At 65.3% G+C, this 26237-nt stretch carries 22 protein-coding genes and 4 tRNA genes; 11 read left to right on the top strand and 15 right to left on the bottom strand.

The window, feature by feature from the left end:
- Window positions 1-140 precede the first annotated feature (140 nt).
- Window positions 141-215 (bottom strand) — tRNA-Val (locus ACQP0C_RS15065).
- 540 nt (window positions 216-755) lie between these two features.
- On the opposite strand from ACQP0C_RS15065, the gene ACQP0C_RS15060 reads away from it, so the two are divergent.
- The 4 genes from ACQP0C_RS15060 (at window position 756) to ACQP0C_RS15045 (ending at window position 1401) form a co-directional block, all read left to right on the top strand.
- Window positions 756-828: transfer RNA gene (locus ACQP0C_RS15060), tRNA-Gly, on the top strand.
- 44 nt (window positions 829-872) lie between these two features.
- Window positions 873-943, top strand: a tRNA-Cys gene (locus tag ACQP0C_RS15055).
- Between the two features lies 1 nt (window position 944).
- Window positions 945-1019, top strand: a tRNA-Val gene (locus ACQP0C_RS15050).
- A gap of 193 nt (window positions 1020-1212) precedes the next feature.
- Window positions 1213-1401, top strand: a complete 189-nt coding sequence (locus ACQP0C_RS15045; protein ID WP_433733522.1) for a hypothetical protein — start codon at window positions 1213-1215, stop codon at window positions 1399-1401.
- Between the two features lie 760 nt (window positions 1402-2161).
- On the opposite strand, the gene ACQP0C_RS15040 is transcribed toward ACQP0C_RS15045, so the two are convergent.
- The 7 genes from ACQP0C_RS15040 to ACQP0C_RS15010 form a co-directional block, all read right to left on the bottom strand.
- Window positions 2162-2905: a hypothetical protein gene (locus ACQP0C_RS15040; RefSeq protein ID WP_433733521.1), complete on the bottom strand. Its 744-nt coding sequence runs from the start codon at window positions 2903-2905 to the stop codon at window positions 2162-2164.
- A gap of 632 nt (window positions 2906-3537) precedes the next feature.
- A complete protein-coding gene (locus tag ACQP0C_RS15035; RefSeq protein WP_433733520.1) occupies window positions 3538-3984 on the bottom strand; it encodes a hypothetical protein in 447 nt (148 codons plus the stop codon).
- A gap of 231 nt (window positions 3985-4215) precedes the next feature.
- Window positions 4216-4614 (bottom strand): hypothetical protein, encoded by a 399-nt coding sequence (locus ACQP0C_RS15030; RefSeq protein WP_433733519.1) that lies wholly within the window; start codon window positions 4612-4614, stop codon window positions 4216-4218.
- A gap of 229 nt (window positions 4615-4843) precedes the next feature.
- Window positions 4844-5188, bottom strand: a complete 345-nt coding sequence (locus ACQP0C_RS15025) for a hypothetical protein (protein ID WP_433733518.1) — start codon at window positions 5186-5188, stop codon at window positions 4844-4846.
- Between the two features lie 101 nt (window positions 5189-5289).
- The gene (locus ACQP0C_RS15020; protein WP_433733517.1) at window positions 5290-6150 is read right to left on the bottom strand and encodes a pentapeptide repeat-containing protein; all 861 of its coding nucleotides are present in this window, start codon (window positions 6148-6150) and stop codon (window positions 5290-5292) included.
- A 326-nt stretch (window positions 6151-6476) separates the two neighbouring features.
- Window positions 6477-8288 (bottom strand): serine/threonine-protein kinase PknD, encoded by a 1812-nt coding sequence (locus ACQP0C_RS15015; protein ID WP_433733516.1) that lies wholly within the window; start codon window positions 8286-8288, stop codon window positions 6477-6479.
- A gap of 722 nt (window positions 8289-9010) precedes the next feature.
- Entirely contained in the window at window positions 9011-10012 is a 1002-nt protein-coding gene (locus tag ACQP0C_RS15010) for an MASE1 domain-containing protein (protein ID WP_433733515.1), read from the bottom strand.
- 308 nt (window positions 10013-10320) lie between these two features.
- On the opposite strand from ACQP0C_RS15010, the gene ACQP0C_RS15005 reads away from it, so the two are divergent.
- Window positions 10321-11538: a sigma factor-like helix-turn-helix DNA-binding protein gene (locus ACQP0C_RS15005; RefSeq protein WP_433733514.1), complete on the top strand. Its 1218-nt coding sequence runs from the start codon at window positions 10321-10323 to the stop codon at window positions 11536-11538.
- Window positions 11539-11573: 35 nt separating this feature from the next.
- Here the strand turns inward: ACQP0C_RS15005 and ACQP0C_RS15000 are convergent, their stop codons facing one another.
- Window positions 11574-12557, bottom strand: coding sequence for a hypothetical protein (locus ACQP0C_RS15000; RefSeq protein WP_433733513.1), 984 nt, complete (start codon window positions 12555-12557; stop codon window positions 11574-11576).
- A gap of 497 nt (window positions 12558-13054) precedes the next feature.
- Here ACQP0C_RS15000 and ACQP0C_RS14995 point away from each other — a divergent pair, with 497 nt between their 5' ends.
- Entirely contained in the window at window positions 13055-14224 is a 1170-nt protein-coding gene (locus tag ACQP0C_RS14995; protein ID WP_433733512.1) for a hypothetical protein, read from the top strand.
- A gap of 202 nt (window positions 14225-14426) precedes the next feature.
- On the opposite strand, the gene ACQP0C_RS14990 is transcribed toward ACQP0C_RS14995, so the two are convergent.
- The 4 genes from ACQP0C_RS14990 to ACQP0C_RS14975 form a co-directional block, all read right to left on the bottom strand.
- On the bottom strand, window positions 14427-15374 hold the full coding sequence (locus ACQP0C_RS14990; RefSeq protein WP_433733511.1) for a LysR family transcriptional regulator: 948 nt from the start codon (window positions 15372-15374) through the stop codon (window positions 14427-14429).
- Window positions 15375-15964: 590 nt separating this feature from the next.
- A complete protein-coding gene (locus ACQP0C_RS14985; protein WP_433733510.1) occupies window positions 15965-17497 on the bottom strand; it encodes a flavin-containing monooxygenase in 1533 nt (510 codons plus the stop codon).
- A gap of 60 nt (window positions 17498-17557) precedes the next feature.
- On the bottom strand, window positions 17558-18895 hold the full coding sequence (locus tag ACQP0C_RS14980) for a cytochrome P450 (protein ID WP_433733509.1): 1338 nt from the start codon (window positions 18893-18895) through the stop codon (window positions 17558-17560).
- A gap of 72 nt (window positions 18896-18967) precedes the next feature.
- A complete protein-coding gene (locus ACQP0C_RS14975; RefSeq protein WP_433733508.1) occupies window positions 18968-20194 on the bottom strand; it encodes a cytochrome P450 family protein in 1227 nt (408 codons plus the stop codon).
- A gap of 211 nt (window positions 20195-20405) precedes the next feature.
- Between ACQP0C_RS14975 and ACQP0C_RS14970 the strand changes: the two genes are divergently transcribed.
- Window positions 20406-21632: an MFS transporter gene (locus tag ACQP0C_RS14970; RefSeq protein ID WP_433733507.1), complete on the top strand. Its 1227-nt coding sequence runs from the start codon at window positions 20406-20408 to the stop codon at window positions 21630-21632.
- A gap of 64 nt (window positions 21633-21696) precedes the next feature.
- Entirely contained in the window at window positions 21697-22236 is a 540-nt protein-coding gene (locus ACQP0C_RS14965) for a GNAT family N-acetyltransferase (RefSeq protein WP_433733506.1), read from the top strand.
- Window positions 22237-22242: 6 nt separating this feature from the next.
- On the opposite strand, the gene ACQP0C_RS14960 is transcribed toward ACQP0C_RS14965, so the two are convergent.
- Window positions 22243-22995 carry an alpha/beta fold hydrolase gene (locus tag ACQP0C_RS14960; protein ID WP_433733505.1) on the bottom strand — a complete coding sequence of 251 codons (753 nt, stop codon included), beginning with the start codon at window positions 22993-22995 and terminating at the stop codon, window positions 22243-22245.
- A gap of 117 nt (window positions 22996-23112) precedes the next feature.
- Between ACQP0C_RS14960 and ACQP0C_RS14955 the strand changes: the two genes are divergently transcribed.
- The 3 genes from ACQP0C_RS14955 (at window position 23113) to ACQP0C_RS14945 (ending at window position 25370) form a co-directional block, all read left to right on the top strand.
- Window positions 23113-24000 (top strand): ABC transporter ATP-binding protein, encoded by an 888-nt coding sequence (locus ACQP0C_RS14955; protein WP_433733504.1) that lies wholly within the window; start codon window positions 23113-23115, stop codon window positions 23998-24000.
- A 38-nt stretch (window positions 24001-24038) separates the two neighbouring features.
- Window positions 24039-24803: an ABC transporter permease subunit gene (locus ACQP0C_RS14950; protein WP_433733503.1), complete on the top strand. Its 765-nt coding sequence runs from the start codon at window positions 24039-24041 to the stop codon at window positions 24801-24803.
- A gap of 75 nt (window positions 24804-24878) precedes the next feature.
- Complete coding sequence (locus ACQP0C_RS14945) at window positions 24879-25370, top strand: GbsR/MarR family transcriptional regulator (protein ID WP_433733502.1); 492 nt, start codon at window positions 24879-24881, stop codon at window positions 25368-25370.
- 51 nt (window positions 25371-25421) lie between these two features.
- Here ACQP0C_RS14945 and ACQP0C_RS14940 read toward each other — a convergent pair whose 3' ends face one another.
- The gene (locus ACQP0C_RS14940) at window positions 25422-26216 is read right to left on the bottom strand and encodes a tyrosine-protein phosphatase (RefSeq protein ID WP_433733501.1); all 795 of its coding nucleotides are present in this window, start codon (window positions 26214-26216) and stop codon (window positions 25422-25424) included.
- Between the last annotated feature and the right edge of the window lie 21 nt (window positions 26217-26237).

The following is a 26237-nucleotide window of genomic DNA, read 5'->3' as shown; positions in this document are numbered from 1 at the left end:
ATGCGAGACACCAGCTGCCGCCGAACGCACGCAGGCGGGAGGGGTCTCGAAATTTGGGCCATAGGCCATAGCTTTGGCCACACCAAGCGGAGACAAGAAAGGCCCTGAACCAATGTTATGCTGGTCAGGGCCACTTTTTGTGGTGGTCCCAGCTGGTTTCGAACCAGCGACCTTCCGCGTGTGAGGCGGACGCTCTCCCGCTGAGCTATGGGACCGGAGTGGCGTTCGAGCGGGGCCGGAGCGGCTGTTCGAACGAGATGGAACCTTAGCACGCATCACCGGCGTCCCACCAAATCGCCACCCGGTGGGCGGGGATCCAGCGAATTCGCCTACGGAATCCCGAGACGCGACGGACGAATTCCCAAGGTTCCCAGCGGAACCGACGCTTCGATCGAGCGGCGGCCGACTCGTTCACTCCGGCGAGTCGAAAGTTCCTGCGGTCCGATCAGACCGCCATGGACCTCTGGCTGACACATCCCGCAGATCACTGGAACGCCGACAACGTCATCCCCGATAGATTTATGCCGTCCCGACTTCTCGATGCCGAATGACAACACACTGCCGAGCCCACCCACCCGGTCGAAACCGACATGGAACCCCGATACGCCGGAGTAAGCCCCGATCCAGGCCTCCGAACAACACGTGTGTGATTCCAGTTCGAGCCGTTCTACCAGCGGATTTGTAGGTTGCGGCGAACGTCGGCTAATGTTCTGTCTCGCACCACGGAGGGCAGCGAGCCTCCCGAGAGTGTAAATGCGGATGTAGCGCAGCTGGTAGCGCATCACCTTGCCAAGGTGAGGGTCGCGGGTTCGAATCCCGTCATCCGCTCGAGGAGTAGGGCCAGGCAGTATTCAAGCCTTCCCCCTTCGCACGGTGGAGTGGCCGAGTGGTGAGGCAACGGCCTGCAAAGCCGTGCACACGGGTTCGATTCCCGTCTCCACCTCGCGCGATTAGCTCAGCGGGAGAGCGCTTCCCTGACACGGAAGAGGTCACTGGTTCAATCCCAGTATCGCGCACCACCGTCTCCGCAGGTCAGGCCCCCTTTCGAGGGGGCCTTTCTTGTTTTGCATCAGATACGCACCAGATCGAGTTGTCGTTCTCTCACCAACGAGGTATGCAAAGTCATGCATCATCGTCTCAACTGGGCGATCACCCATCTTCCTCACGGAGCGGGCGGCACGATGGCAATGCAGGCATTTCATTTCTGGGACCGTGAGCCGGTCTCAGGTAACGCCATTCGCCCAACGGCCCGAGGACGGCTCGGATCTGATCGGCGGCGCGGCGTGCTGCCTACTCGTCGACGGACGCGATCGGTTCCTCGGCACCGGCGAACTAGCCGGGCTCGACCGTGAATGGTGCGCCGGTGAGCGCGACCCCGCCCCGGCCCGAGATCGCAGATGATCGCATCCCCCGCCAGTGGGTCGGAGACCACTTCCAGGATGATGAACTGACGCCGGATCCGGTTGTAGTCATCGCTCGACACGATCAGGCACAGCATCCCGCCAGGCAGCACTGAACCCGACGGGGCGTTCCAGGCCTCGCCGAATCGGGGTATCGCCATCAGCTGGCCGTGCGGCGCTGCGCGATGCGGCCGCAAAAGTGGTCGAGCTGATCGCCGAACGTCGTAGAGCTGACGAAACGCTGGAAGGCGTAGACGTTCCGACGGCGACTTCGGAGATGTGGCTCAGATGGCAGGAAGTTGCAGTGTTCTGCCCGAGAGATATTCGCGATGCTGCCCTACCCTTTGTCCAGGCGCTCCACCATGCGGCCTACAACAAAGTCGATGAGCCATGGCGCGTCTACCTAAACATCCCCCGCACAACGTTGTTCGAAGTCGCGGCGCCCATGTTCCAAGAGGAGTTCGACGGCCGATACGCAGCGAGTACACAACGGCGTTTACCTCACCCAGCTGAACCAACATGACCAACGGCAGCAACGCGGTGTAGTAGATGACAATGTTGCGATGTGCCTGCACGCATGTCCGGATTGCGGTGTCCGAAGGATGGGGGCGGGCAGGCGCATCGACCCCGTGAGTGATCGAGCTGGCAGGTACTTGGTTTTCCGGCAGGCCCGGACGCTGACGACACGGGACGCGGCCCTGACCGATCGTGCCGACACTCGTTCCGCAACGATTGGTCCGTTCGACGACGTTCTGGGCCCTCTAATGCGTATGAAGGTCCTCGCGGGCCTGGTCAACGAATTGGTGGATAAGCTTGCCAAGCTTGTCCACGTAGCCGTCGATCGCGGTGACGAGTGCGGCGGACTCTCGGTCCATCCCTGCGTCGTCGCTCTCACCTGCCCCTCCGGGTTCGACGTAGTGCATCGCGAAGGGGACGAGCCTTTCGATGATGAAAGGCACGCCGATGGTGTTCTTGTAATCGGTGATGATGGTCTGCATGCCGTCCGTCCCGGCGACAGTCACGACGTTGCCGGCTTTGGTACTGGCGGTGAAAGCGTCGGAGACTATGTTTGCTGCTTGGGACGCGAGACCGCGATCGTGTGGATGCGCCGTCAGCGTGCCTTGCAGCCCGCCCATCGTTGTTGCCACGTCGCCGAGACAGTTGAGGTAGTCGGCGTATGCCTTCTGCCGGTCCGCTCGTAGTGTCGTCTCCGCGGTCAGCTGTGCGGTGCGGTCCAACTGGTTCGCGCTGACGTAGACCGCGACACCGGCCGATACGACTCCTGACAGCAGTGCCGCACTCAGCGCGGTGACGAGTGCATACCGTCCGCCACGGTCCACACCGCGGACTTGGGGTTCAATCGGAGCGGAAGAGGTTGCGCCGGGTGGCCCATCGGCAGTCGGCGGCTGCGGCGGGTCGGCGGAGGCCGGTGATGGTTGAGGCTGCGCCTCGTCAGCCTCGGGCTCCTCGCCCGAGGGTTGAGGAGCGCTGAGCTCAGTGCTCATAAGAACAATGGTCGCAACCAACTGCGCGCTCTCGCTGCAATACCCGATAAAGAGGTCGCGGACCGGGCCGCCCGCCATCCTTGCTGGTCAAGCCATTGTCGTTGTATTCGCACGGTAACTATCGGGACCCCGTGTACCTCAACGCCGCACAATCAGTAAGTCGAATCGGTGTCGATTCTGCGGAAACGCTTACTAAGAGCCTGACGAAGCCGATGGTGGTCGTATGCCTAATGTGATGCTCGACGTTATGCAGGAGACGGCCTCCAGTCTGCCCAGCACCGAGTAGGATCCCGAGAATTGCAGTGTTTTCGCTGGTTGCGCGGGATGCTTGCTGAGGGCAAGCAACCGATCTGCTGCTGGTTTCGCCCGCCAAAGTCACTGAATTATGAGTTCAAATGAGCTCAACACTGCCCTGACCAGCGGAAACACTGCTCATGAGCGAGCGTATCGGCAAAATACATTGCTGTTCAACAGGCTTCTTGCCGATCTTGATCTGGATAGCTACGCCGCAACTCTTAAAACCCCAGTATTGCGGACCACCAAGTTCCCTGGAGGCCACCCACTGTTCGGATGGCTCGTTGGTACTGGCGTCCCGTGTGCGGGTCATTTGGCTATGTCGGGTCGGCAACCCATTACAGTCCCGCGGGCCACGGAGTGTCCTTCAGCATCAGCGCAGCGGCCATAGGTTCGAGCGCTCGGACGATGATCCGTCCACACGCCAGGATGGTCCTGCGCATATCTTCGTCGGCAAAGTCACGGATCTGTTCGATGAACTCGCTGACGATCTTCTCACCGGTTCCGTAGTGCACGCCGCCTTCGCGATTTGCGTAGTGCTTGATCAACTCTCGGACACTTACAGTCCGAATCGGGCTGTTCGACTGAAACTGATCGATCACTCCGTAGTTAAGGAACTGCTCGAACGTACCTTCCATCATGGCCAGCTCGAAAGTCTCGCGGGCATCGTGGCCTGTCAGGGTCGCGACCGCGTCCGCGATGACCGGGTCGAGGGCCATACACGGTGCCATCACCTGCGCATCAATTTTGGACCGTACGACCATGCGAAGCGGAATCCAAGTCACGGTCGGCTTTGTCCTAAAGCCTGTTGACCCCGTACCACAAGGCTGTCCCGTCGATCAGTAAGCGGCGAATCAGACCTGAAGCCTGCACCATGTCGTACTCCGTCGCCCGGAGGTCACACCGCCGTCGAAGAATCTTCTACTGTTTCTACGAAGAGTGCGTTCAGGTCCATCACATCAGTTTGATCATCCAGGACTCTCGACGACAGTATTTTTCCCCGAGAACATCCGACACTACTCAGGTCTAGGTTCGTCAAATTTGCTTCCGCACACGCCGCAACTGATCGAACCGAGGTGGTATGTAGTCAGGGAGACCCGAATCTTACGCTGGCAGTTACAGATTGCGGCGATTCCGTTGCTGCTGGTTCGTGCGGGGCGTTCGGGATCACGGCGGCGGTACGCGATCAGCGCCAGGTCGAGCTCGTCGAGCTGCCCGCGGTACACGAGCCGAGTGGAGATCGGCACGGTGGTGACCGACCATCCGTGATCGTCGTCGTGGTCCAGTTGTAATCCGAGTTCTTCGCTGAGTTCACGGAACTGGGTGTTGTGCCAGCGGCCTTGTCGGCTGGTGTCTTTGATATCGCCGGTGACAGCGACACCATGGGCGGCTTCGTGCAGCAGGGTGCCGAGCACGTCGACGGCGCCTCGGTCGAGTCCTTCGCCGCCGACGAACAGCTCGTGGCGTACTCGCCGCGTATCCACCGGTTCGGCGCGAAGTGCCCGAGATTCAGCCCGGCAGGCGTCGACCCGGATCCGATCGTCAACACAACCTCCGGCACATCCGGGTGCCGGGCCCAGATCGCCGCCCACACCGATTCAAGGGCGGCGACCAAGAGGCCAGTCACCGAGGTCGGTACCGCGTTCACCCGAGGTACCGCCAATGGATCCGAGTCACCTCTGTCTCCGGCGAACACCCCTTGTGCGTGGCACAGAAGAACTCGACGAACTCCAGCAGCGTCATCTCCGGGAAGCCCTCGGCGACAACGTCTTCAGGCGCGATATCTTCGAGCGGTTCCCGGCGCACCGAGACCACCTCGACGTCGACGATCCGCACCAACGGTTCGCCGGGTTTGCGGCCCATCACCTTCCGGCACAACGTCAACCGATCCCCAGTCCGCAGCATCAGCCAGCCGACACGACGGGTCACCGTCTTCGTCCGTGCACGGACCTGGTCCTCGGTGAGCGACACCGACATCAACCGCGCCATGACTCAGTCCACCTCCTGCCCGAGCTCGGCTTCCCAGTGAGAGGCGCCCAGGTCGACCCGAACAGTTTGTCGTATTTCCCGAATGATCTGGGCCGGGCTGTTCACCGCGACGGTGGAGGCGTGAACCCATTAGGCCACCGCGTGTACTTGTTGTAGAGAATGCCGGAAAGGTCGGCGGAGTCGAGCTTCGCGTTGGTGAGATCCGCGCCGTAGAGTTTCGCCCCGCGCAGATCGGCGCCGGTGAGATCCGCTTCCATAAGCTCAGTGCCGTCGAAGGTAGCGCCGATGAGTCTCGCGTCTGTGAGTGTCGCGTGGGTGAGGTTCGTGTTCCAGAGTTCCACGGCTGTGAGATCTGCGCGGGTCAAGTTCGCGCCGTCGAGAAGCGTGTAAGAGAGGTCCGCGCCGTGCAGGTCCGCGCCCACGAGGTTGGCGCGGGTGAGAGTGATGCCCGCAAGTGCGCCGTTCGCAAGATTCGCGTACTTGAGGTCGGAAAGGGTGAGGTCGACCTTGTAGAGTTCCACCCCGCTGAAGTTCGCGCCAGCGAGGCAGGCCCGGCGGAGGTCCAGTCCGGCGGTGTAATCGTTGGCGGTATCGCGGCGACCGATGACCGTTAGAGCGGTCTGAATGTCGGCAGCCGTCGTTTCCGAGGGCAGAGGAGTCTCCGTGGCGCACTGCGGCGCGAAGATGGTCTGGGTGCGTACGAATGCGCCGAGCAGCGCGAATACCGTCGAATGGTCCGTGGGTGAGTCCTTGGCGAGTCGTTCCAAAAGGTAGATGCCCGAGATCCGGACACTGATCTTCTCCGAAGCAAGTTGTTCGGCAGCGAGCCGGAACCGATCAGTGACCGCAGTCTGCTGGGCCAAGCCGTATTGGTCGTTCGTCGCCCGCAGCGATCGATTGGTGAAATAGAGCGCGCCGACCGCCGCGCCTGCCACGACGAGCGTGCCGATCGTGGTCGCCATCGCTCCCAGTTTCGTCCATCCCGACCAGTGCAGGAACCGCCATCTCGAGGTGGAGGGCGGCGGGGGACGTGTCGGGGGTGCTGGCGGTCGCAGTGACCTGCTCCGGCCCGCGACCGGGCCGCGCGAGCGTGAGGGCGATGTTCCTCTCGTAGTCATCGTGATCTCCCCTCGTGACGTGTTTGCCAAGGGATCCCGCGGTAAAGATGTCTACGAGCAACCGCGCGGCGGCGTTCCTCGAGTCCATGCGCTACATAGTTCCCTACGCGCATCTGCCGCAACGAGAAACCTGACTCGTCGCTGAACCCCGAATTGCGCGGAACGGGGGTTCAGCCGACCGGGAGTTTCACCACCGGATTGGGGCCGAGGTCGGTGACGTATACGTTGTTCGCCATATCGACCGCCACACCCTGGGGATTCTTCAGGCCGGTGAACGGCAGCGGGGTGGGCGTCGACGCGCCCGCCGCCAACATCACCACCCATTTGTTACCCCAGTCGACGACGTATACGTCTCCCGCCTTGTCGACCGCCAGACCCTGGGGATCTTTGAGCCCGGTGAACGGCAGCGGGGTCGGTGCCGATGCGCCCGACGCCAACCTCGTCACATGCTCGGTACCCAATTCGGTGACGTATACGTTGCCCGCCATGTCGACCGCCACACCATCGGGACCTTGGAGCCCTGTCAACGGCAGCGGGGTCGGCGCCGACTGACCCGCCGCCAATTTCAGCACCCGATCATTGCCCCGGTCGGCGACGTATATGTCTCCCGCCCTGTCGACCGCCACACCATGGGGATCCTTCAGGCCGGTGAACGGCAGCGGAGTCGGCGCCGACTCACCCGCCGCCAATTTCAGCACCCGATCATTACTCGTGTCGCTGACGTATACGTTGCCCGCAGTGTCGACCGCCACATCCTGGGGATTCTTCAGGCCGGTGAACGGCAGCGGGGTCGGCGCCGACGCGCCGGCCGCCAATTTCAGCACCCGATCGCTACCCATGTCGGTGACGTATACGTTGCCTGCGGTGTCGACCGCCACACCGGTGGGCAGGCTGACGCCGGTGAACGGCAGCGGAGTCTGTGACGAGTGAGCCCCGGTGATAGGTGTGGGCGAGTTGCCACCGCCGCCTGATTCGCGTTGGACACCGATGACGACAGCTACGGCGGCCACCACCGTCACCACGACCGCGGCGGCGAGCAGCCCGGCGGTCTTGGGCGACAATCTGATTCGCCGCCGAAGACGCGCAGCCACGCCCCCGATGGCGCTGACCGCGGAATCGCCCACCGCGGCGCAGGCCGCCGCGGCCAGCTCGCGCACGGTCTGGTAACGATCGTCGGGATCTTTGGCCATTCCCTTGGCAATGACCGCATCGAACGCGGTCGGTACATCGGGTGTAGTCGAGCTGGGACGCGGCGGCGGGGTGTGCAGGTGATGGGCCATCACACCCTGGATCCCCAAGGTGCTCGCAAACGGCGGCCGGCCGGTCAGGCACTCGAACAGCACGCACGTCAACGCGTACACGTCCACTCGGGCATCGGCCTTGACCTCCGAGCCGATCTCCTCCGGCGCCATGTAGGCGACGGTGCCGATGGTCTCGCCGGTCGTGGTCAGCGTACGGTCGTCGGCGGCGTGGGCGATCCCGAAGTCGATCAGGTAGGCGAACTCATCGGCCCCTATTAGCAGGATGTTGGTGGGTTTGACATCACGGTGGACCAGCCCGACGTCGTGGGCCGCCTGCAGCGCGCCGGCCACCTGCGCGATGATCGCCACTGCCCGCCGCGGCGACAAGGCCCCTTCTCGCGTGATCACCTTGCGCAGGTCGGTGCCTTCGATCAAGCGCATATTCAGGTAGAGCCGACCGTCGATGTCGCCGAAGTCGTGGATGGGGATCACATGCGGCTCGGTCAACTGCGCCACCGCCCGGCACTCCCGGCGGAACCGCTCGCGCAGCTGCTCGTCATCGGCGAAGCGCTCGGGCAACACCTTGAGCGCCACCACCCGGTTGGTCAGCGAATCATGCGCCCGCCACACCTGGCCCATGCCGCCCTGACCCAGCAGCGACAACAACCGATAGCGTCCGAACGCCTCGGCTGGCCCCGACCCCGGGGCGGTGTCCCCGCCGCGCACTGGTATGTCATCCATTTGTGCCGTCCGTGACCACTTGTCTGGCTAACGGCTGTACTCGCTTACATTCCAAACCGCGCCCGCGAGCAGATAGCCCCACACTAGTCGATTCAGCCAGGCCGGACAGTTGAGAGCCGGCGCTATCGTCGGCGCGCGAAGGTCCCAGCCATGCTCGTGCCAGCAAGTACGCCGCACTGCCCCGCCACCGGTGCGAGTGCGCGGATCGTGCCCAGAAGTCCGCCAACAAACCTGTCGCAAGTTCGGCGTACCTCTGAGCCATACGACCAACTTCGTGAAGCCGGCCGTCCAGCACCACCCGGAGGCCGGGCCATCATGCATGAAAGGCCCGTCCGACAGCGAGCCGATTGCGATGCCCGGGTGCTCGAACCGCTGCACTTCCATGCCGACACCAGGGTCTACGATCGCGCCAGACCCGACGATCTTCGAACCTGTCGACCCGAAAGAGTCACGGACAGAACAACAGTTGCTCGACGCGAACCGTCGGATCTTGGAGATAAAGGAAGCGGTCGCTGATGCCAGAGAGCGAGTGCTCAGCGCCGAAACGCGTCGCGACTAACTTCGCGAGAAATTCGACACGGCTCGCGCCCGCCAAGAAGACGAACCGGCGCGCTGGAAGCTATTACGGCTCAGGCTGATCGAGACGATCCCACATCAACCACGTGATCGGGTCTGGGACCAGGCGTTCGCCGAGGCGACGGGTACCGGGATCGCTTCCATTGTTATCCCGGCGCGGTGTCCGATGGCGGAGGTTCGGACTCGACGCGGCGGACCATATCGACGACGCCGGACCAGGGGCCGCCCTGGCTGATGGTGAACACTGTTTCGGCGAGTTCGGCGCAGGTGTCGTCGACGGCTTTGCGGGCGCGGTCGCGTTGGGCGGTGATGGTCGCGAACAGCAGGGCGGTGAGGGCGACCGAGCCGTTGAATGCCTGCAAGGTGATCATTTGCGCGGTGAGGTCGAGTCCGGCGAATGCGGGCCGGTCGCGCGCGACGGCGAAAATGGCGACGATCGACGCGATGAGCGCGCACGGTAGGGCTCCGGCCAGGTGGAAGCGCATGGCGGCCCAGATCAGGAACGGAAAGACCAAGAAGAGCAGATTCGCCGACACCGCCGTCGCCGCTACCGCGACGAGGAAGGTCCCGACCGCAAGGACCGCCGCCTCGAGCACCCGCAACGGCGCGAGCGTCTTCGGTATGGGAGTGCGAGCCGCGACAAGGATGAGCGGTGCGATCAGCAGAACGCCCATCGCATCACCGGTCCACCATACCGACCAGGTCCCCCAGAAATTGGGCGCCGCACCGGCCACGACCAGCGTTACGCTGCCGACCGTAGCGCTGATCAGCATTGCGGCGAGGGCGCCGAGGAACACCAGTTCCAGTGCGTCGCGCACGGTATCGAAATCGCTGCGAAACCGCACCCGTTTGAGCAATAGGTAGGCGACCACCGGGGCAACGGTGTTCCCGGCGGCGATCATCAGGACGGCGGGCAGATTCGGCCCGATCAGGGCATTGACCGCCAATGCACCGATCGTGATTCCCAGCCAGACACGCAGCCCCAGCAGGAACAGACACGCCAGCGCGACCCCGGTCGGCGGCCACAGCGGCGTGACCTGGTCACCGACCAGTGCCATCCGCAAACCTATTTCGGCAGCCACGAAGTAGGCGACCGCCGCGACAATGATCCACAGCGCCCCGACAGCGTTACTGCGGAAACGGCCCACCGCGTCAGCTTAGAACCGATTTCCCGCGGGCGATCAGCGAATATCGGCCACGGCCCATTATGGCGACGTCGAACCAGGCGGACGCGGGAAGGCCCGGGCAACCCCGGACCTCTCTGTCGCGAACGGTCAGGACTTGCGGACTGCGGGCAGCGCACCTGGACGGCGCTGCGGATTCCATCGTGACGATCTCGATTCGCGGGTGTCGACATCTCGACGCCACCTCGGCGCTCGACCAGCGGATGAGCCGGGTTGTCGGTGGGCGGCACTAGGCTTTGGCGCACATGTCGAGTCGGGGTCAGGGGTGCAGGGTGACGGCTAGCGAGAGCACCGGGCCGGATCGGGCCGTTGACCAGGCGGATCTCGAACTGCTCGACGATATCGCGGGGGATGTCTCGTTCGGGCTCGAGGAGATCAATGAGCTGCTCGGGGAATTGATCGAGATGCGGGGAGATCGGAAGCGGCGGGATGCGGAGATCGTGGGGTTCCGGCTGGGGGTGAGCGGGGAGCCGCCGGAGACATTGGCACGGATCGGGGCGCGCTACGACCTGTCACGGGATCGTATTCGGCAGTTGCACACCCGGGCGGTGGCGCAGATCCTGCGGGAGGCGCAGTTGAGTGGGCATCGGGCGGCAGGGGTGTTCGCGGACCGGTATCCGGTGGGAACGCGCGATCAGCAGTTGGTGCGGGCGTTGCTGGTGGAGACGTATGCGACGGATACCGATCTGGCGGCTAATGAGTTGTCGTATCTGAAGCTGCGGTTGGCTGGGCATGCGGGTGCGGATGCGAAGCGGATCGCCGGATTCGTCATGCAACGGATCATGGCGTGGCAGAAGAAGACGAATCGGCGATTGGCGAAGCTGCACAATGCGGAGCCATTGGCGACCGGCGAGCTGAATTCCTGGCTGACACAGGTCGATTGGCCGGGCTCCGGAAAAGGCCCCGCTCCCCTGCCGATCGAATCGGCGCGCACCGTCGACGGGGACGACGAGGGACGCGGGCGGTTCTACCTGAGCAAGGTCGGGCGCGATATCGGGTTCGACTCCGCGCTGGAGGCTCGACTGCTGCGGACAGTGAACGCCAGCGATCTGGTCGAGACCTTCCAGGAACAGCCGAGTGCGGTCAGCTATGAAATCGACGGCGCGGAACGGACCTTTCACCCCAGCATCGCGGCTCGGCTGGCCGATGGCCGGGTGATCCTGATCGATGTCGAGCCGCTGGGACACATTGGCTTCCATGTCAATCGGATCAAGTCGGCGGCGGGCCGCACGCACGCGCATGCCAACGGGTGGGGCTGGCTCGGCTGGACCGGCAGCCGGACCGGAATCCCAGATCTCTTGCGGCGCAAGGTGGATGCGCAGTCCGAGGGCCGACTGTGGGAGCTCGTCGAGCGCGGAGCGGTCCATTGGCCCGCATTGCAGCAGCTGCGCGGAGAGGTCGAATTCGAACTGCTCGATCTCATCGCGCTGGTGCTGCGCAACGAATGGCGTTGGGACCGTGCGCCGTTCCGTCTGACCGGTGGTCACTGACACTCCACCGCGAACGGCGCGTCGGCCCGCCCGCCTCAGCGCACGAATATCGCCCCGGCCACGAACGTGACGATCAGCATCATCGCGCAGTAGGTGATCAGCTGCCAGTGGCCGATCGTCTTCTCCAAGCTGACGATATTGGCGCGCAGCGAGGTGTCGATGCGGTGGTGGTCGTCGAGCTTGCGCTTGACCTCGGCCAGCGAATCCGCGTGTTCCTGTGCGGACTCCTCGGCGCGTTCCAGGCGAGTGGCGAGCTTCATGATCTGCTTCTGCTTGTCCCGCACGGATTTTCGGGACAGGGCCAGGGTGGTGCGTTGGTTGACCAGCTCCTGGCGCTGCCGGGCGATGACGCTGGCCTGCGTCCTGGTATGACGTTCCCAGTCGGTCACGGTGGCCCATCCTCCTGTCATCACATCGCGGTAGCCCCACGCGATCTCGCCGCGCACCCAGCCGTACAGGAAATCGCGCAGCTCATAGGGTTCGCGACGCGGCACGACGACCGCGCTGTTCGAGGCATCCAACATCCCCGATTCGGTCCGGTAGTCGCAGGCGGGTGGCGCGAAATCCGCGATGCCGAGCGCGGGCAGATGCGTGACCCAATGACCGGAGGGGCACAGCCACAGCACGCCCTCGCAGCCGGAGGAGCGCAGCCGGGCCGTGTGGTGCTGGGCCGATTCCCGATCCAGCGGTCCGGTGCGGACCTCGATGGCGTACTGCCGCTCACCGCTGCGCCACAGCACGTCCACCGGGATATCGCCAACCCGGCGGTCCACCTCGGCGGCATCCGCGCCGTAGGCGGAGAGTCTGCCGCAGAGCCAATATTTCAGCCGCTGGATATCCCATTGCGCGGCGGCACATTCCGGACATGTGCAGCCATATCCCGCGCTCCCCGCCGATCTGCCGACCGCGGGTGCGCCATCGTCGGTCCGGGTGTCCGTGACGCGACTGTCCGCCAATCCCAATTCGGCGAGCATCGCCCGACGCCCGCACGCCCGCTCGACGCGCTGCTTCGTTCTCACGCGACCACACCCCTGCCCAAAACCACCGCAGATCAGGCGACCTACGCCATAGATCAAGAGTGCGTCAGCTTTGGCGCGCCCGCTAGCCCCCTATACCCCGCGCTCGGGTGCGCCACAACCCCGCATCGGCCCTCGACCAGCCGATGTGCGCTGTCTCACAAGCAATTTCGGTGCGACACACGAGAGTATTGCCACAATTATTTCAATTGATTGATAATTGCGGCCATTCCTCGGACACGGCGGGACACTCCGCGAAAACGGACCGGCGCCCGCCGAACGGAGAGACGAAAGCCGCTGCGCAATCGGACGAATGCCGCACCGCGCGGGCACCGCCGGTACTCGAACCACGTACCTACCGATCGACGGATAGAATCGGCCCGCCACGAGCTGAGTTCGGGGCGATACCTGCGGCGTGAGCGACGGGGCCGGGAGGCGGTAGCTTGCGTTGACCACGGAGGACCCGGGAGCGCCGCAATAGATGGGGAAGAAGGTATGGGATGGACCACGACGAGCAGAGCGGCGAATCGATCGGCGCTATGTTGTCGAGTCTCGCGATGACCCTACGTGAGGTGAGCAATAAGCTCGACGCGGTCGCCGCCCACGTGGACGACGACCGCAACCTGGCCGGTCGCCTGGCCAAGTTGGAGGCGTGGGCATTCCGTACGGGGGAGGATGTTTCCAAGATCGGGTCGCGATTGGAGCAGGTCGAGACCGGTGCCGACGAATCGGGCGAACCCGCACCGGGCAGCCGCCCCGAGCCGGTACCCGCGAACCGTGAACGGCGCGAGCCGATTCCGTCACGCCGCGACCGCCTCGGACATGTCAATGGGCGCGCCGACCACCACGAAACCGTCACCGCTCGGAACCAGACCACAACCGGATCCGACGCGGTGACCGGGCGCAACGAACGCCTGGACGCGGCAACCACACATATCGAACGCCTCGACACCACAACCGGAGCCAGTCCGCGCCTGGGCGCCGCGACCACGAACAATGACGCCGCGACCGGAAGCAACGAACGCCTGGACGCGGTGACCGGCCGCAACGAACGCCTCGCCGCGCCGGACGAAACCACGCCCCGCCCCGCACGGACCGAATTCACCGCGCCGATAGCCCGCAACGAACGCCTCGAACCCTTCGGTCCCGCAACACCGAACGAGCCGCCGTCCCTCCCCGCGCGCACGCCACAGCCCGTGCCGCCCGCCGTCCCTGCGACCTACCGCAGCGAATCCCTCTCCGCACCCACCAACCGCACTGAATGGCTCGATTCGGCTGCACCGGCCGATCTCACCGAGCCCGCCGCGCCCAGCTACACCAACCGCCTCGAGCCTTCGACCGCCGGCGACCGGCTGGACTACGGCTCGATCGGCTCGAGCAACGGCCGCCTCGAACCGCTCACCTCCCCACCCCGCAACGGCTACGAATCCCCCACTCCCCGCCTCGATTCCGGCATGACCGCGCCCCGCGCCGAGGACAGCGGCGCATTCACCCCGGGCGCCCACCACGCCAGCACCGGCGAGGACACCTCCCACGTCGACAAACTGCAAGCCATGCTCGACGAACTCAAGCGCAACCCGAACGGCCCCTTCGGCCGCCCCGAGCCGACCACATCCGGCAACGAACTTCCCGGCGTGGACCCGAATTTCGCCGTCCGCACCGAGGGCTGAGCGCCGCCGGGTCGCTCCCGCGCATCGGCGCAGCCGACCGCACCGCTCGCCGCGACAGCACGCCCTCGAGAGCGCATACAGGTCAGTGCGGTTCCGGCCCACTTCCTCGCCGTCACTGCCACACCTCATGGCATCGGTAACGTGCTCTACGCCGGTATGACGGGGGCCGTGCGGCAGGAACGCGCAATGGATATGCCCCGGCCTAGATAGACGGCTGTAGCGCGGTGAGGGTGGCCCGGATCAACTCGCGCAGCCAACGGTGGCCGTTGTCGGCGGTATTGCGCGGATGCCATGCCATTGCGATCGCGACTTCGGGCAGTGGGAGGGGAATTTCGAAGGCGGATAAGCCCAATGCGGTCCGGGTCGTCGCGGTGAGGGCCGCGGGGACCGGGCAGATGAGGTCGCCGGAGCGGACCGCCAGTAGTGCGGCGGTCAGGTTGGGGACGGTGGCCACCACGCGGCGCGTGCGGCCGTGCAGGGCCAGGCGGTCATCGATGGGACCGCGAGCACGGCCGCGGCGCGAGATGCCGAGGTGGGCGGCCGCGGCGAAACGCGCCACCGTGACGCGGTCGGTGATCAAGGGATGGTCCGGCGCGGCTACGCCGATCACACGGTCGCGCAGTACGCGTTGCACGGTGGTCTCCGGATCGGTGTGCTCGATGACGCCGACCTCGATATCGACGCGGCCGTCGCGGAGTGCGGCGGCGCCTTCCGAACTGTCCGAGAGCAAGTGCAGCGTCACACCGGGCGCCTGCGCGCGGACGGCGGCGAGCAGCGGCGCTGTCAACTCATCGAGCACCATATCGTCGGCCTGCACCGCGAAACCGCGCTTCAGCGTGGTCGGGTCGAGCGCGCCGCGCGGAGTGAGCAGCGTTCGGCTCTGCTCGACCAGCACACTCACCTCATAACGCAATTCGAGCGCGCGCGGCGTGGGCACCAGGGTGCGGCCCGCGCGCACCAGCAGCGGATCGCCGAGCACGCGACGCAGCCGGGCCAGTGTCCGGCTCATCGCGGGCGCCGAGGTGTGCAGCCGCTCGGCGGCCTGGGTGACGCTATTGGTCTCCAGCAGCGCATCCAGAGCAACCAGCAGATTCATATCGACCGCGTCCACTCCTGGATTATCCAGAATGAAATGACCGATAACCAACATTGCGTTGGCGATAATCCGTCGCGGCTCCCGCCATCGACGAAGACGGCCCGGTCCTCGAACTCGCCCTCGGCCGGACGACACGTTCGGGTCCACACTCGCGGTACTCAATGAGAGCGGTCACACTGTGAACCGGCTCAACCTCGAAACGCACACTCGCACTGAGCAAATCGACGGACGGTCACGAACTGAGGTTCGGCCCCACGCCCAACTGCTGTCCGCCAGCCATACCGTCACCGGTTCGCGTACGAGACCACGAGCCACGAGACCGCCATCGTCGCCCATGCGGTCATCGGCGTCCGCGATATCGCACCTGAATTCGCACCGCCCCCAGCGCGATCCGACACCGCGACCGGACTGCCGCACATCACCGTCGGGGAAGATCCAGGCGGTTGCGGCGCACTACTGGCAATCGACCATGACAGCCGTGCGGAAGAATCTCGGCCGCCACGGCACTGCAGACCGGGCGGCCGCCACTCACGACGGAAAGGGGTCGTCCATGCACGGAACTCTCCGATGCGTGAGCAACCCCGCCGTCAGCATGATCGATGCCGAAATGCGGGCAGCGCGACCGGTCCTACGCCTTCACACGCTCACGGTGTGTGCTGCTCCGCGGAAACCTGCGGTGCCGGATCCGGCGCCGAAATCACCACCGGACCCTTTGGTCGATCCGCGAGCCCGCGATACGAGGACGGCCGGATCGTACGGAACCATTGCGCCGCGCGGGTTCTGCGCGGCAGGCGGAACTTCAGGTCGGCGAGCATCTCGTCGAGATTGTGAATGGAGAACGGGGTGATGGCGGTGCCGTGCGCATGGTGGCCGCCGGTGCGTTCGGCCATCCAGCGCAGCCGCTCGTCGACCTGCCCGGCCATTTCCTCCTGCGTCGGCAGCGCCAGACGCCCCTGCAGCAGAGCGGCGGTCCAGTGCGCGCCGACCTCGGCGCTCAGCGCGCTGACAACCGAGGAGTTGTAGCCGACGAAGCTCAGATTGGGGACACCGATGGGCAGGATCTGCCGGAACAGCCGGAAACTGCCGTCGTCGTCGGTGAGCTGACGCTGCACATACGGGGTCAGGAACGGCACTCGCTGGTGGAATCCGGTGGCGCAGATGACGATGTCGGCCTGCAGAGTCGTGCCATTGGACAGTTGCACGGCCGGGCCCTGCTGGTCGGCGAGCATCTCGGTGATGGTGCTGTCACGGTGCACCGTGATCAGCCCCATTCCAACCCTCTCGAAGAAATCCTCGGTGACCAGGCTGATGGTGCTCTGGGCGATTTCCTCGAAGCGCCCATCGGGCACCAGGCCGAGTTCGCGCAGATGCGACTTCTTGGTGGCGAGTTCCTGGACCACATCGAAGTTGCTGTCGCGGAAGGTGTGCCCGGGGCCGTGCAGGAACCGCTCGATCCGTTTGAGCTGCTGATAGCGGAAGTGTGCCTCCCCGAACCGGGTCAGCATCATGCGCTCGAAGTTCAGCCCACGGGCCAGCTTGCGCGGCATCTTCCACATCAGCCTGCGGGCGACCACATTCGTCGAGGCCGCGACATGGCTGATGGCCTCGGCGATATCGCAGGCCGACTTGCCATAGCCGACCACCACGACCGATTTGCCACGCGCCCACTCGACATCGAGGAACTCCGAGGCATGGCCGATCTGTCCACCCGCCTGCCGGAACCGGTCGACTCCGGCAAAGTCGGGCACCGCGGGCTCACTGAACACACCGTTGGCGATGACCAGATGATCGCAGGAGGTGCGGTGGACGCCGACGTGGTCGCGGATCTCGAGCAGCCAGCCGCTGTCCACCGGATCGGCGGCGACCACTTCGGTGCCCAGGCGCAGGCTCTCACCGAAGCCGTGATGACGCACATACCCGTCGAGGTATTCCTGCATCTGCTGCCCGTCGGGCACGCGCGGATAGTCCTCGGGCATCGGGAAGTCGGAGAAGTGATAGGTGTGTTTGCTGTTCTGTGCGCGCAGGCCGGGATACCGGCGCGTCGCACTCCACACTCCACCGACGTCCGGCGTCCGGTCGAATACCTCGACCGGAAAACCCTCCCGGCGCAACACCTTCGCGCAGGCGAGGCCTGCGATGCCCGCACCTACGATCGCGATGCGGTTCCCGCTCGTCATGGGACGGAGATTACGTCGCTCGCGCGAATGCGGCAAAGCCTCGGTGCGATTTCACGAACCTTAACGGGGGGTGACTAGAATCCTGGCCTTGCCTCGCGGGACAGTGGTGATATTGCGCACCCGCCCGCGTTCGGGCTTCGCCCCCGCTGGCGCGTCCAGGCGGTACCGGGACAGGATCTCGCGCAGCACCGTGGTGCCCTCCATCAGCGAGAATCCCGCGCCGATGCAGCGGCGCACCCCGCCGCCGAAGGGCAGCCAGGTATTCGGTTCGACCTCGCCGTCGAGGAAACGGGACGGACGGAACGTCCAGGTGTCGGGATAGTTCTGCGGGCTGCGGTGCGCCAGCAGGATCGAGCAGCTGACCACCGTGCCTGCGGGCAGGTCCCAGCCGCCGATGGTCATATCCCTGGTGAGTTTGCGGACCGCGCCCGGTATGACCGTGCGCATCCGCATCGCCTCCTTGATGACCGCCTCGAGCGCCTTGTCGTCCTCGGCGCGGACCGCCTGGTGGGCCTCGCGCTGTACCTCCGGGTTGACGGACAGTTCGTACAGTGCCCAGGACAGCGCGGCGGCGGTGGTCTCGTGACCGGCGAGCAGCAGGGTGATGAGTTGGTCGCGCAGTTCGGCGTCGGTCAGCGGTGGTTCGTCGTCGGAATCTCCGCCCGCCTGCAGCAGCCTCGAGAGGACATCGGTGCGTTCGGCGAGGTCGGAAGCGGTGCGCCGGGCCGCGATCTCGGCGTAGAGCAGGTCATCGATGGCGGCCATATTGTCGTGGAAGGACTTCCACGGCGGGTACTTCTGTAGCGCGGGCTTCATCAGCCCGATGTATTGCAGCGGGCCGATGGTGACGATGCGGCCCAGGCGCGGTGCGAGCGAGGCGCGCCTGTGCTCGTCGGTGACTCCGAAGACCACGCGCATGATCACCTCGAGGGTGAGCGCGTTCATCCGGTCCAGGGTGCTCACCGTCGAACCGGGCCGCCAGCGGTCGACCTGCGCGGCCGCGATTTCCGCGACCACATCGCGGTAACCGCGCAGTGCCGCGCCATTGAATGCGGGCATGAGCAACCGTCGGGCCCTGGCGTGTTCGCGCTCATCGGTCATCAGCACCGAATGTTGGCCCATGATCGGGCCGAGGATCTGGTTGCCTTCACCCGCGTGCAGATCGCGTGGGTCGCCCGCGAAGATCTCCTTGATGTGCTCGGGACGGGTGAATACGACGAGATTGTCCGCGAACGGCGGCACGTGCACCGAGAACACGTCACCGTAGCGCCGGCGCAGCGGCGGCAGCATCTGCGCGCGGTTGCGGATGTAGAGCAAACCCTGCAGCAGCGCCGGGATCGGTGGGCCGGGTGGATAGGCCACAGTCTTCGTCTCCTCCGCATCCGGCGCCGGACGCATCGTTACGCCCGGTTCTATGCAATGTTCCATAGTTCCCGGGCGCGACGGAAGACCCTGGGGCACAAGCCCTGTTCAACGCAGGGCGGGCGCACCCGCCAATTCGACGGGAAGATCGTGCAGCCCGCGGATGAGCATGCTCTCCCGCCAGCGCAATTCCCCGCCGTCGGCGGCCAGTCGCAGGTCCGGACACCGCTCGACCAACCGCGTGATGGCGATGCGTGCCTCCAGCCGGGCCAGGCCAGCGCCGAGGCAGTAGTGGATGCCGTGACCGAAGGCCAGATGGCCGGAGGCGGGCCGCCGCGGATCGAAGTCGGCGGCGGCGTTGAAGTGCCGTTCGTCGTGGTTGGCCGACCCGAGTGCGACGAGTACCAGTTCGTCGGCGGGAATTTCGGTATCGCCCAGGGTGATCGGGGCGGTGGTGTAGCGCAGGGTCGCGACGTTCACCGGGCCGTCGTAGCGCAGCATCTCCTCGATCAACGCGGGCACGTCCTCCGGATTGCCGTGCAGCGCTCGGTAGCGTGCCGGATCCGATAGGAGGGTGAGCACGGTATTGCCGATCAGATTCACCGTGGTCTCATGACCTGCGACCAGGATGAGGAACACCATCGAGGTCAGTTCGTCGTCGGTGAGGCGATCACCGTCGGCTTTGGCGGCGATCAGGTCCGAGACGAGGTCCTCGCCCAAACCTTCGGCGCGGCGTCGTGCGATCAACCGCTCGAAGTAATCGGCGATGGCCGCGGTCGCGTGCCGCATCTCCTCGTGCGTGGCGGTCGATGGTTCGACGATGATCCGCGACCATTCCCGGAACTCCGCGCGATCGGCCACCGGAACGCCGAGCAGTTCACAGATGACGGTGATGGGCAGTGGAAACGCATACTCCGACAACAGATCCACGCGCCCGCCGTCCGCCGCCATCCGGTCGAGCAGTTCGTCGGCGATCGCGAGTACGCGCGGTGCGAGCGCTTCGATCCGAGCCGGTGCGAATGCGGGCGTGACCAGTCGGCGCAGCCGCGCGTGTTCGGGCGGATCGGTACTCAGCAAGTGGTAGCTGAGGCGGGTATTCAGCGCGCCGACACCGGCGTCACCGGAGGGTAGGCCCCTGGCCCTGCGGCTGGCCTCGGTGTGCGGGTCCTTGCGGATGGCCGGATGGCGCAATACCTCGCGCGCGGCATCCAGGTCCACCACCAGCCAGGCGCGAACGCCGGTGTTCAGCTGGATGGCGTGTACGGGGCCCTCGGCGCGAAGTTCCGCATAGAAGGCATACGGTGTACGAAAGAAGTCCTGCGGCAGCTGTCTCATTCGATCGGCCTTTTCCGGTTCGCGAGTTGTCTTGCGCCTCTTCGATAGTGGCACGCGATTGCGACCTCAACCACCCGCGCGCCATCGGCAGCGGCCGTATCCGGCCAAAGGGATGACCGTCGTCGGTCCGTCGCGCGCGCCGTGTCCGACGAAAGGATGACCGTGGCCACTTCGCTCGGTACGACGGCGGCCGGGCCGATACGCTGCGCGAATGGGACCGATTTCTCCTGTTCTGCGCGGTGCCCGGATCGCGAATTCGTTCGCATTCGGGTTGCAGGGCTTTTTCTTCGCCGTCGTACTCACCGAGCTGCCCCAGCAGAAGGATCGCTTCGGGCTCTCCGACGGTCTCATCGCCGGTTCGGTGGTCCTGGTGTCGATCCTGGCCGGCGTGGGCAGCGTGGCGGCCGAGCAGGTGGCCACGCGCTGGTCCAGCCGGGTCACGGTGCGGATCGGGTTGCTCGGGATCACGGTCACCGGATGCGCGATCGCGATGGCGCCGAATACGCCCGTCCTGCTGATCACGCTCGGGCTCTACGGGATCGCGGTCGGCATTGTCGACGCGAGCACGAATATGCAGGGCGTATTCATCCAGCACGGGTACGGGACGTTCATTCTGTCCTCGTTCTACGCGGTGTGGAGCGCCGGATCGATCGTCGGCGCGCTGTTCGTCTCCGCCTGTGAGGCCCTGGATGTCACGCTCCGCGAATCGCTGCTGACGGCGGCGGGGCTGGTTCTCGTGATCGGATCGGTGATCGGTCCGCGCCTGCTCGGCGCGCAGGAGGCCGAAGCCGGTCCCGCCGAGGTAGCCGAGAGCGAATCCGGAGCATCCGGAATGGTTCCGCTGCGCAAGTACCTCGCCTTCGGCATCGCGGCCTCACTCGTGTTCGCGATCGACCTCGCCGTCAGCAACTGGTCGGCGTTGTATCTGAAGGAAGATCTGCTGGCCAGTTCGTCCACCGCGGCGCTGGCGCTGGCCGTCTATCAGTGCGCGTCACTGACCGCGCGACTGTCCGGGGATCTATGGGTGCGGCGGCTCGGCGGACGCCGGGTGGTGCGCGTCGCTGGCACGATCGGCGTGCTCGGGCTGGCCGTCGCGGTGGCCGCGCCAGGACCTGCGGTCGCGATCGCGGGGTTCCTGGTCGGTGGTTTCGGTACCGGCGTTGTCGCGCCACTGTGTTTCAGCGAGGCCGGACAGCTGACCAGCGGACGCCAGCTCGACGCGCTCATCGCGCGCCTGAACCTGTTCAACTATGCGGGCACACTCGTCGGCGGCGGGCTGGTCGGCGCCATTGCCGCCGGGTTCGGACACCGGATCGGATTCGTGATCCCTGTCCTGTTCATGGCAATCGTTATCGGACTCGCACGGGTATTCCATTCCCGTTCCGAACCGGATGAACGTTCCGCGTCGAGCGAAGGCCATGCTGTACTGGACTCATGAGCGAGCGAATCATATGCCAGCGGGCGGTACGCATGCCGGAGCCGAGCGCCAGCAAGGCGTAGGCATGAGCAACATCCCAGTCACCGTCGACCGGGCCGGATTATGGGACGCCGAAGCGCTCAGCGACGTTGCGGCCGCGACCTTTCCGCTCGCATGCCCGCCGCACGCCACCCCGGACGATATCGAGATCTTCATCACCGAGGTGCTCTCCGGAGAGCGCTTCGGCGAGTATCTGACCGACCCCACCCGCGTCGTGCTCAAGGCGGTCACGAACGGCGATATCGTCGGCTACGCGATGTTGCACTACGGTGATCCGGCCGATCCCGAGGTCGCCAAGGCAGTCGATCTGCGGCCGGTCGTGGAGATCAGCAAAATGTATGTGCTGCCGGGCCATCACGGGGCCGGGGTGTCGAAGGCACTGATGAACGCCGCGCTCGAGCGGGCGCGCGAAGACGGAGTGGCCGGGGTGTGGCTCGGCGTGAACCAGGAAAACGTGCGCGCCCAGCGGTTCTACCTCAAGCACGGGTTCGAGCGGGTCGGCACCAAGACCTTCCCGGTCGGCAGCCAGTTGCATCACGACTTCGTCATGCGGCTGGTTTTCTGAGCCGAATCAGTGCACGAATTCGACCAGGGCGGCATGGAAAGCCGGATCGACCACGGCCATCAGATGATCACCGGGGACCACCCGCAACGTGGCGTCGGGTAGCGCCGCCGCGAGCCGCTCCGGCTCGGCCGCGAACGGATCCTTATCCCCCGCCAGCACCAAGCTCGGCATCGTGATGTCGGCCAGTGATTCGATCGGCTCCTCGTCCAGGCCGGTCGCGACCGCCTCGATGGCTTCGCGATCGGCGCGCACCCCGTCGGCGAGAATCCGGAACATGATCGCGATCGGCGGCGCGCCCGCGCCATCACCACGCATGGCGGTGCGCAGGTCGTCGATATCTATGACGCGCCGGTCGACGCCGCCGCAGTCCAGCACCCCGGAGCCGATGCCGCCGACCGCGAGTTTCGCCACCCTCGGATCCGTGCCCGCCACCAGCAGCGAGATGATCGCGCCCATCGAATAGCCCACCTGCACAACGCGATCGAAGCCGAGTTCGTCGTAGAGTGCGCTGACATCGCGCGCCATCCCAGCCCACGTGTATCGGGCCGCATCGTGTGGCTTGTCGGAACGGCCGTGCCCACGTGCGTCCAGCGAGACCACGGTGCGCCCGGCGGCCTGTAGCGCGCCGACCACCCCGGTGCCCATCCAGTTGGCATTCGTATCAGCGACCACCCCGTGCTGCAAAACCACCGGAGTGCCTTCGCCCTCCCACACGCGGTAGTTGAGCTCCAGCCCGTCCCAGGTCGTGAACTTCGTCATGTCCGGATCGTAGTGGCGCCGATCCAGAGGTTGACAAGTTCTTTAAGTTCAGTCTTTACTGAACTCATCAGTCTTTACGGAACATACAGGACTTGCGAACCCTCTCGAAGGAGCATCATGACCACCGCCGCGATCCGCACCGAGGGCCTGACCAAGCACTACGGCAAGCATGTCGCACTCACCGACCTGAACCTGGAGGTCGGCCGGGGCGAGGTGTTCGGGTTCCTCGGCCCCAACGGTGCGGGCAAGTCCACCACCATCCGCATCCTGCTGGATCTGATCCGGCCCACCGCGGGCCGCGTGGAGGTGTTCGGTATCGAGCCACGGGTCGGCGGTGCGCAACTGCGCAAGCGCATCGGCTATCTGCCGGGCGAACTCGAGATCGAGGGCCGCAATACCGCGCGCGAATTGCTCGGATTCCTGGCCGATCTGCGCGGCACCGTCACCCCGAAGCGGATCACCGAACTCGCCGAACTGCTCGATCTCGACCTGTCCAAGAAGGTCGGTGCGATGTCCAAGGGCAATAAGCAGAAGGTCGGCATCATCGCGGCCTTCATGCACAATCCGGACCTGCTGATCCTCGACGAACCCACCTCCGGCCTGGATCCGCTACTGCAGCAACGCTTTCTGGATCTGGTCACCGAGGCCAAGCGGAACGGACAGACGGTGTTCATGTCCTCGCACATCCTCAGCGAGGTGCAGCAGAGCGCCGACCGCGCCGTCATCATGCGCGCGGGCCAACTGCTCGGCACCGAGAATGTCGAGGATCTGCGTCGGCGCTCGCCGCGCTCGGTCGAATTGGTGTTCGGCGAGACCGTTTTCGCCGACGACTTCGCCGAGCTGCCCGGCGTGCGCGACCTGACCATCGAGGGAACTACCTTGCGCTGCACCACCGAAGGCGAGGTCGACGGTCTGTTCACAACGGCCGCCAAGTACCCGCTGGTCAGCGTGCTGTCCGCCGAACCGGATCTCGAGCAGATCTTCTTCAGCCTCTACGGCCGCTGATCCACACCTGAATCGGTTATCGCACAGGAGAATTCGACATGACTCGTTCGGTCTTCACCCAAACATTGCGGGAGCAGCGGCGCGGCCTGATCGGCTGGTCGATCGGCTTCGCCATCGTCCCGATGATGTATTTGCCCTCCTACCGGTCGCTGAAGGAGCAGGGCTCGCTCGATATCGAGCAGAACAGGATGTACGAAGCCATGGGCATCAGCGATTTCGCCAGCGCCAGTGGGTATCTGAACGCGACGGTGTACTCGCTGATGGGGCTGCTGCTGATGCTCATCTTCGCGGTCACCTTCGCCAGCAGGTCGGTGGCGCAGGAGGAGAACGGGATGCTGGATCTACTTCTCGCACAGCCGATCAACCGCGTGAACCTGCTACTGCAGCGGTTCGCCGCGCTGGCCGTGCAGACCGCGATCGCCACCACCGTACTCACCCTGAGTGTTATCGCGGGAGCCGATAAGGGCGGGCTGGACGTACCCACCGGCAATATCCTGGCCGCCAGCGCGGGGCTCGGCTTGCTGGCACTGGTCGTCGGCACGATCACGCTGGTGGTCGGCGCGGCGACCGGAAAGCGTTCGGTGACACTGGGTTCGGCGTCCCTGGTCGCGGTGGCGGGCTACCTGGCCAATAACCTCGGCGGTGACTTCGTTCGCAAGCTGTCGCCCTTCTACTGGGCCAATGGCGGCATGCCGCTGGTGACCGGCTGGAACGGCCTTCACTTGGCGGTGCTGGTCATTGCGACCGCCGTCGCCCTGGCACTGGCGCTGTTCGCCCTCGATCGCCGGGATCTGGCGGTCTGACCGACCCGAACGGGGCGGACCGACACAGTCCGCCCCGTATACCGCTATCCGCGTTGTGGAAGGGATACTTCTCCGATGGGCACCACCGACAACGAGCAGATCACCGCGCCGACCGCGCAACAGTTGGCATTCGTGGAAGATTTCGCGCTCGTACTCGAGCGGATGGGCCTGGTCCGAATGACGGGTCGGGCCGCGGGGTGGTTGCTGGTCAGCGATCCGCCGGAGCAGACCTTCGGCCAGATCGCCGAGGCACTGCAGGCGTCCAAGGGTTCCATCTCCTCCGCATTGAAGACGCTGGTCACCATGCGGTGGGTGGACAAGATCTCCAAACCGGGTGACCGCAAGGACTACTACTCGATCCGGCCGGGGATTCTGCCGGAGCTGACCCGCCAGCAGAGCGGGATGTACACCGATCTCACCAATATGACCGCACGCGGGCTCGCACTCTTCGACGACCCGAATGGTGCTGACGCCGCACGGGTTCGGGATATGCACGAGTTCTTCGTGTGGATGGGCAAGGAGCTGCCCGCATTGATCGATCGGTGGTACGCGGACCATCCGTCCTGAGCCGTCGGGCACGACCGGCCGTGCCCGAAATCGGCTGTGCGACAGCCCGAATCAGGCGAGCAGCTTCGCCTGCAACGCGGCGACCTCAGCGGTCGAGAGTTTCAGTCCGTCGCGGACGTAGTTGTCGAAGCTCCCGTAGATCCGGTTCGCCTGGTCGAAGGCGGCATCCAGCCATGCGGCCGAGACACCGTTGAGCGGATCGTTCGGGCTGGCATTGCGGTACTGGTTGGACAACAGGTAATCCTGCGTCACAGTGTCGCGGTCGACGCCGAGGATGGTCAGCAGGACCGCGGCGGTCCAGCCGGTGCGGTCCTTGCCCGCGGTGCAGTGGAACAGGACGGCACCGTCGGTGTCGACGATGTCGCGCAGCACCACGGCAAAGGCCTGATTCGCCCCGGGCGCGGTGATGAATGCCCGATACAGGTCGTCGCCGCCGGTGAGCGTGGTGACCAGGGTCTGCGGCGGGGCCTGGCCGATAACATCGGCCCAGTTGGCCACGGCACCCGCGGGGAGGCGGTCCGCCGCGATGGTGCGTTCGTAGACGGTGCGCAGGTCGTCGACAACCCGTACCTGGCGCTCGCTCAATACGGCCAGATCGGCCGGAGTCGCGTTATTGAGCTGGCCGGTGCGGTAGACCAGCCCCGTCCGCACCCAGTGGCCGTCGGTGGTGCGGTAGCCGCCCGCGTCGCGGCCGTTCTGTACGCCCTGCAGGTTCAGCGAACGGTCGAAGGTGACCGTGTCGGCGACACCGACCGGGTCGGCCGGTGCGACGCCTGCCGCCGGCCCGAAGGCAACGGTGAGACCGGCGGCCAGTGCCACCGGGACTCGAAGGGTACGACTGACCATGACGGTGCTCCGATCATCGGC

This window comes from Nocardia sp. CA-129566 (genome assembly GCF_050956075.1).
Taxonomy (GTDB): domain Bacteria; phylum Actinomycetota; class Actinomycetes; order Mycobacteriales; family Mycobacteriaceae; genus Nocardia.
This window is presented reverse-complemented; position numbering and strand designations above follow the sequence as displayed.

Bases quoted from the DNA above. Each gene is read 5' to 3' on its own strand.
- ACQP0C_RS15040 (WP_433733521.1), bottom strand. From the start codon at position 2,905: ATGAGCACTGAGCTCAGCGCTCCTCAACCCTCGGGCGAGGAGCCCGAG.
- ACQP0C_RS15025 (WP_433733518.1), bottom strand. From the start codon at position 5,188: ATGGCGCGGTTGATGTCGGTGTCGCTCACCGAGGACCAGGTCCGTGCA.
- ACQP0C_RS15020 (WP_433733517.1), bottom strand. From the start codon at position 6,150: ATGGCGACCACGATCGGCACGCTCGTCGTGGCAGGCGCGGCGGTCGGC.
- ACQP0C_RS15015 (WP_433733516.1), bottom strand. From the start codon at position 8,288: ATGGATGACATACCAGTGCGCGGCGGGGACACCGCCCCGGGGTCGGGG.
- ACQP0C_RS14995 (WP_433733512.1), top strand. From the start codon at position 13,055: ATGGACCACGACGAGCAGAGCGGCGAATCGATCGGCGCTATGTTGTCG.
- ACQP0C_RS14990 (WP_433733511.1), bottom strand. From the start codon at position 15,374: ATGTTGGTTATCGGTCATTTCATTCTGGATAATCCAGGAGTGGACGCG.
- ACQP0C_RS14985 (WP_433733510.1), bottom strand. From the start codon at position 17,497: ATGACGAGCGGGAACCGCATCGCGATCGTAGGTGCGGGCATCGCAGGC.
- ACQP0C_RS14980 (WP_433733509.1), bottom strand. From the start codon at position 18,895: ATGCGTCCGGCGCCGGATGCGGAGGAGACGAAGACTGTGGCCTATCCA.
- ACQP0C_RS14975 (WP_433733508.1), bottom strand. From the start codon at position 20,194: ATGAGACAGCTGCCGCAGGACTTCTTTCGTACACCGTATGCCTTCTAT.
- ACQP0C_RS14970 (WP_433733507.1), top strand. From the start codon at position 20,406: ATGGGACCGATTTCTCCTGTTCTGCGCGGTGCCCGGATCGCGAATTCG.
- ACQP0C_RS14965 (WP_433733506.1), top strand. From the start codon at position 21,697: ATGAGCAACATCCCAGTCACCGTCGACCGGGCCGGATTATGGGACGCC.
- ACQP0C_RS14960 (WP_433733505.1), bottom strand. From the start codon at position 22,995: ATGACGAAGTTCACGACCTGGGACGGGCTGGAGCTCAACTACCGCGTG.
- ACQP0C_RS14955 (WP_433733504.1), top strand. From the start codon at position 23,113: ATGACCACCGCCGCGATCCGCACCGAGGGCCTGACCAAGCACTACGGC.
- ACQP0C_RS14950 (WP_433733503.1), top strand. From the start codon at position 24,039: ATGACTCGTTCGGTCTTCACCCAAACATTGCGGGAGCAGCGGCGCGGC.
- ACQP0C_RS14945 (WP_433733502.1), top strand. From the start codon at position 24,879: ATGGGCACCACCGACAACGAGCAGATCACCGCGCCGACCGCGCAACAG.
- ACQP0C_RS14940 (WP_433733501.1), bottom strand. From the start codon at position 26,216: ATGGTCAGTCGTACCCTTCGAGTCCCGGTGGCACTGGCCGCCGGTCTC.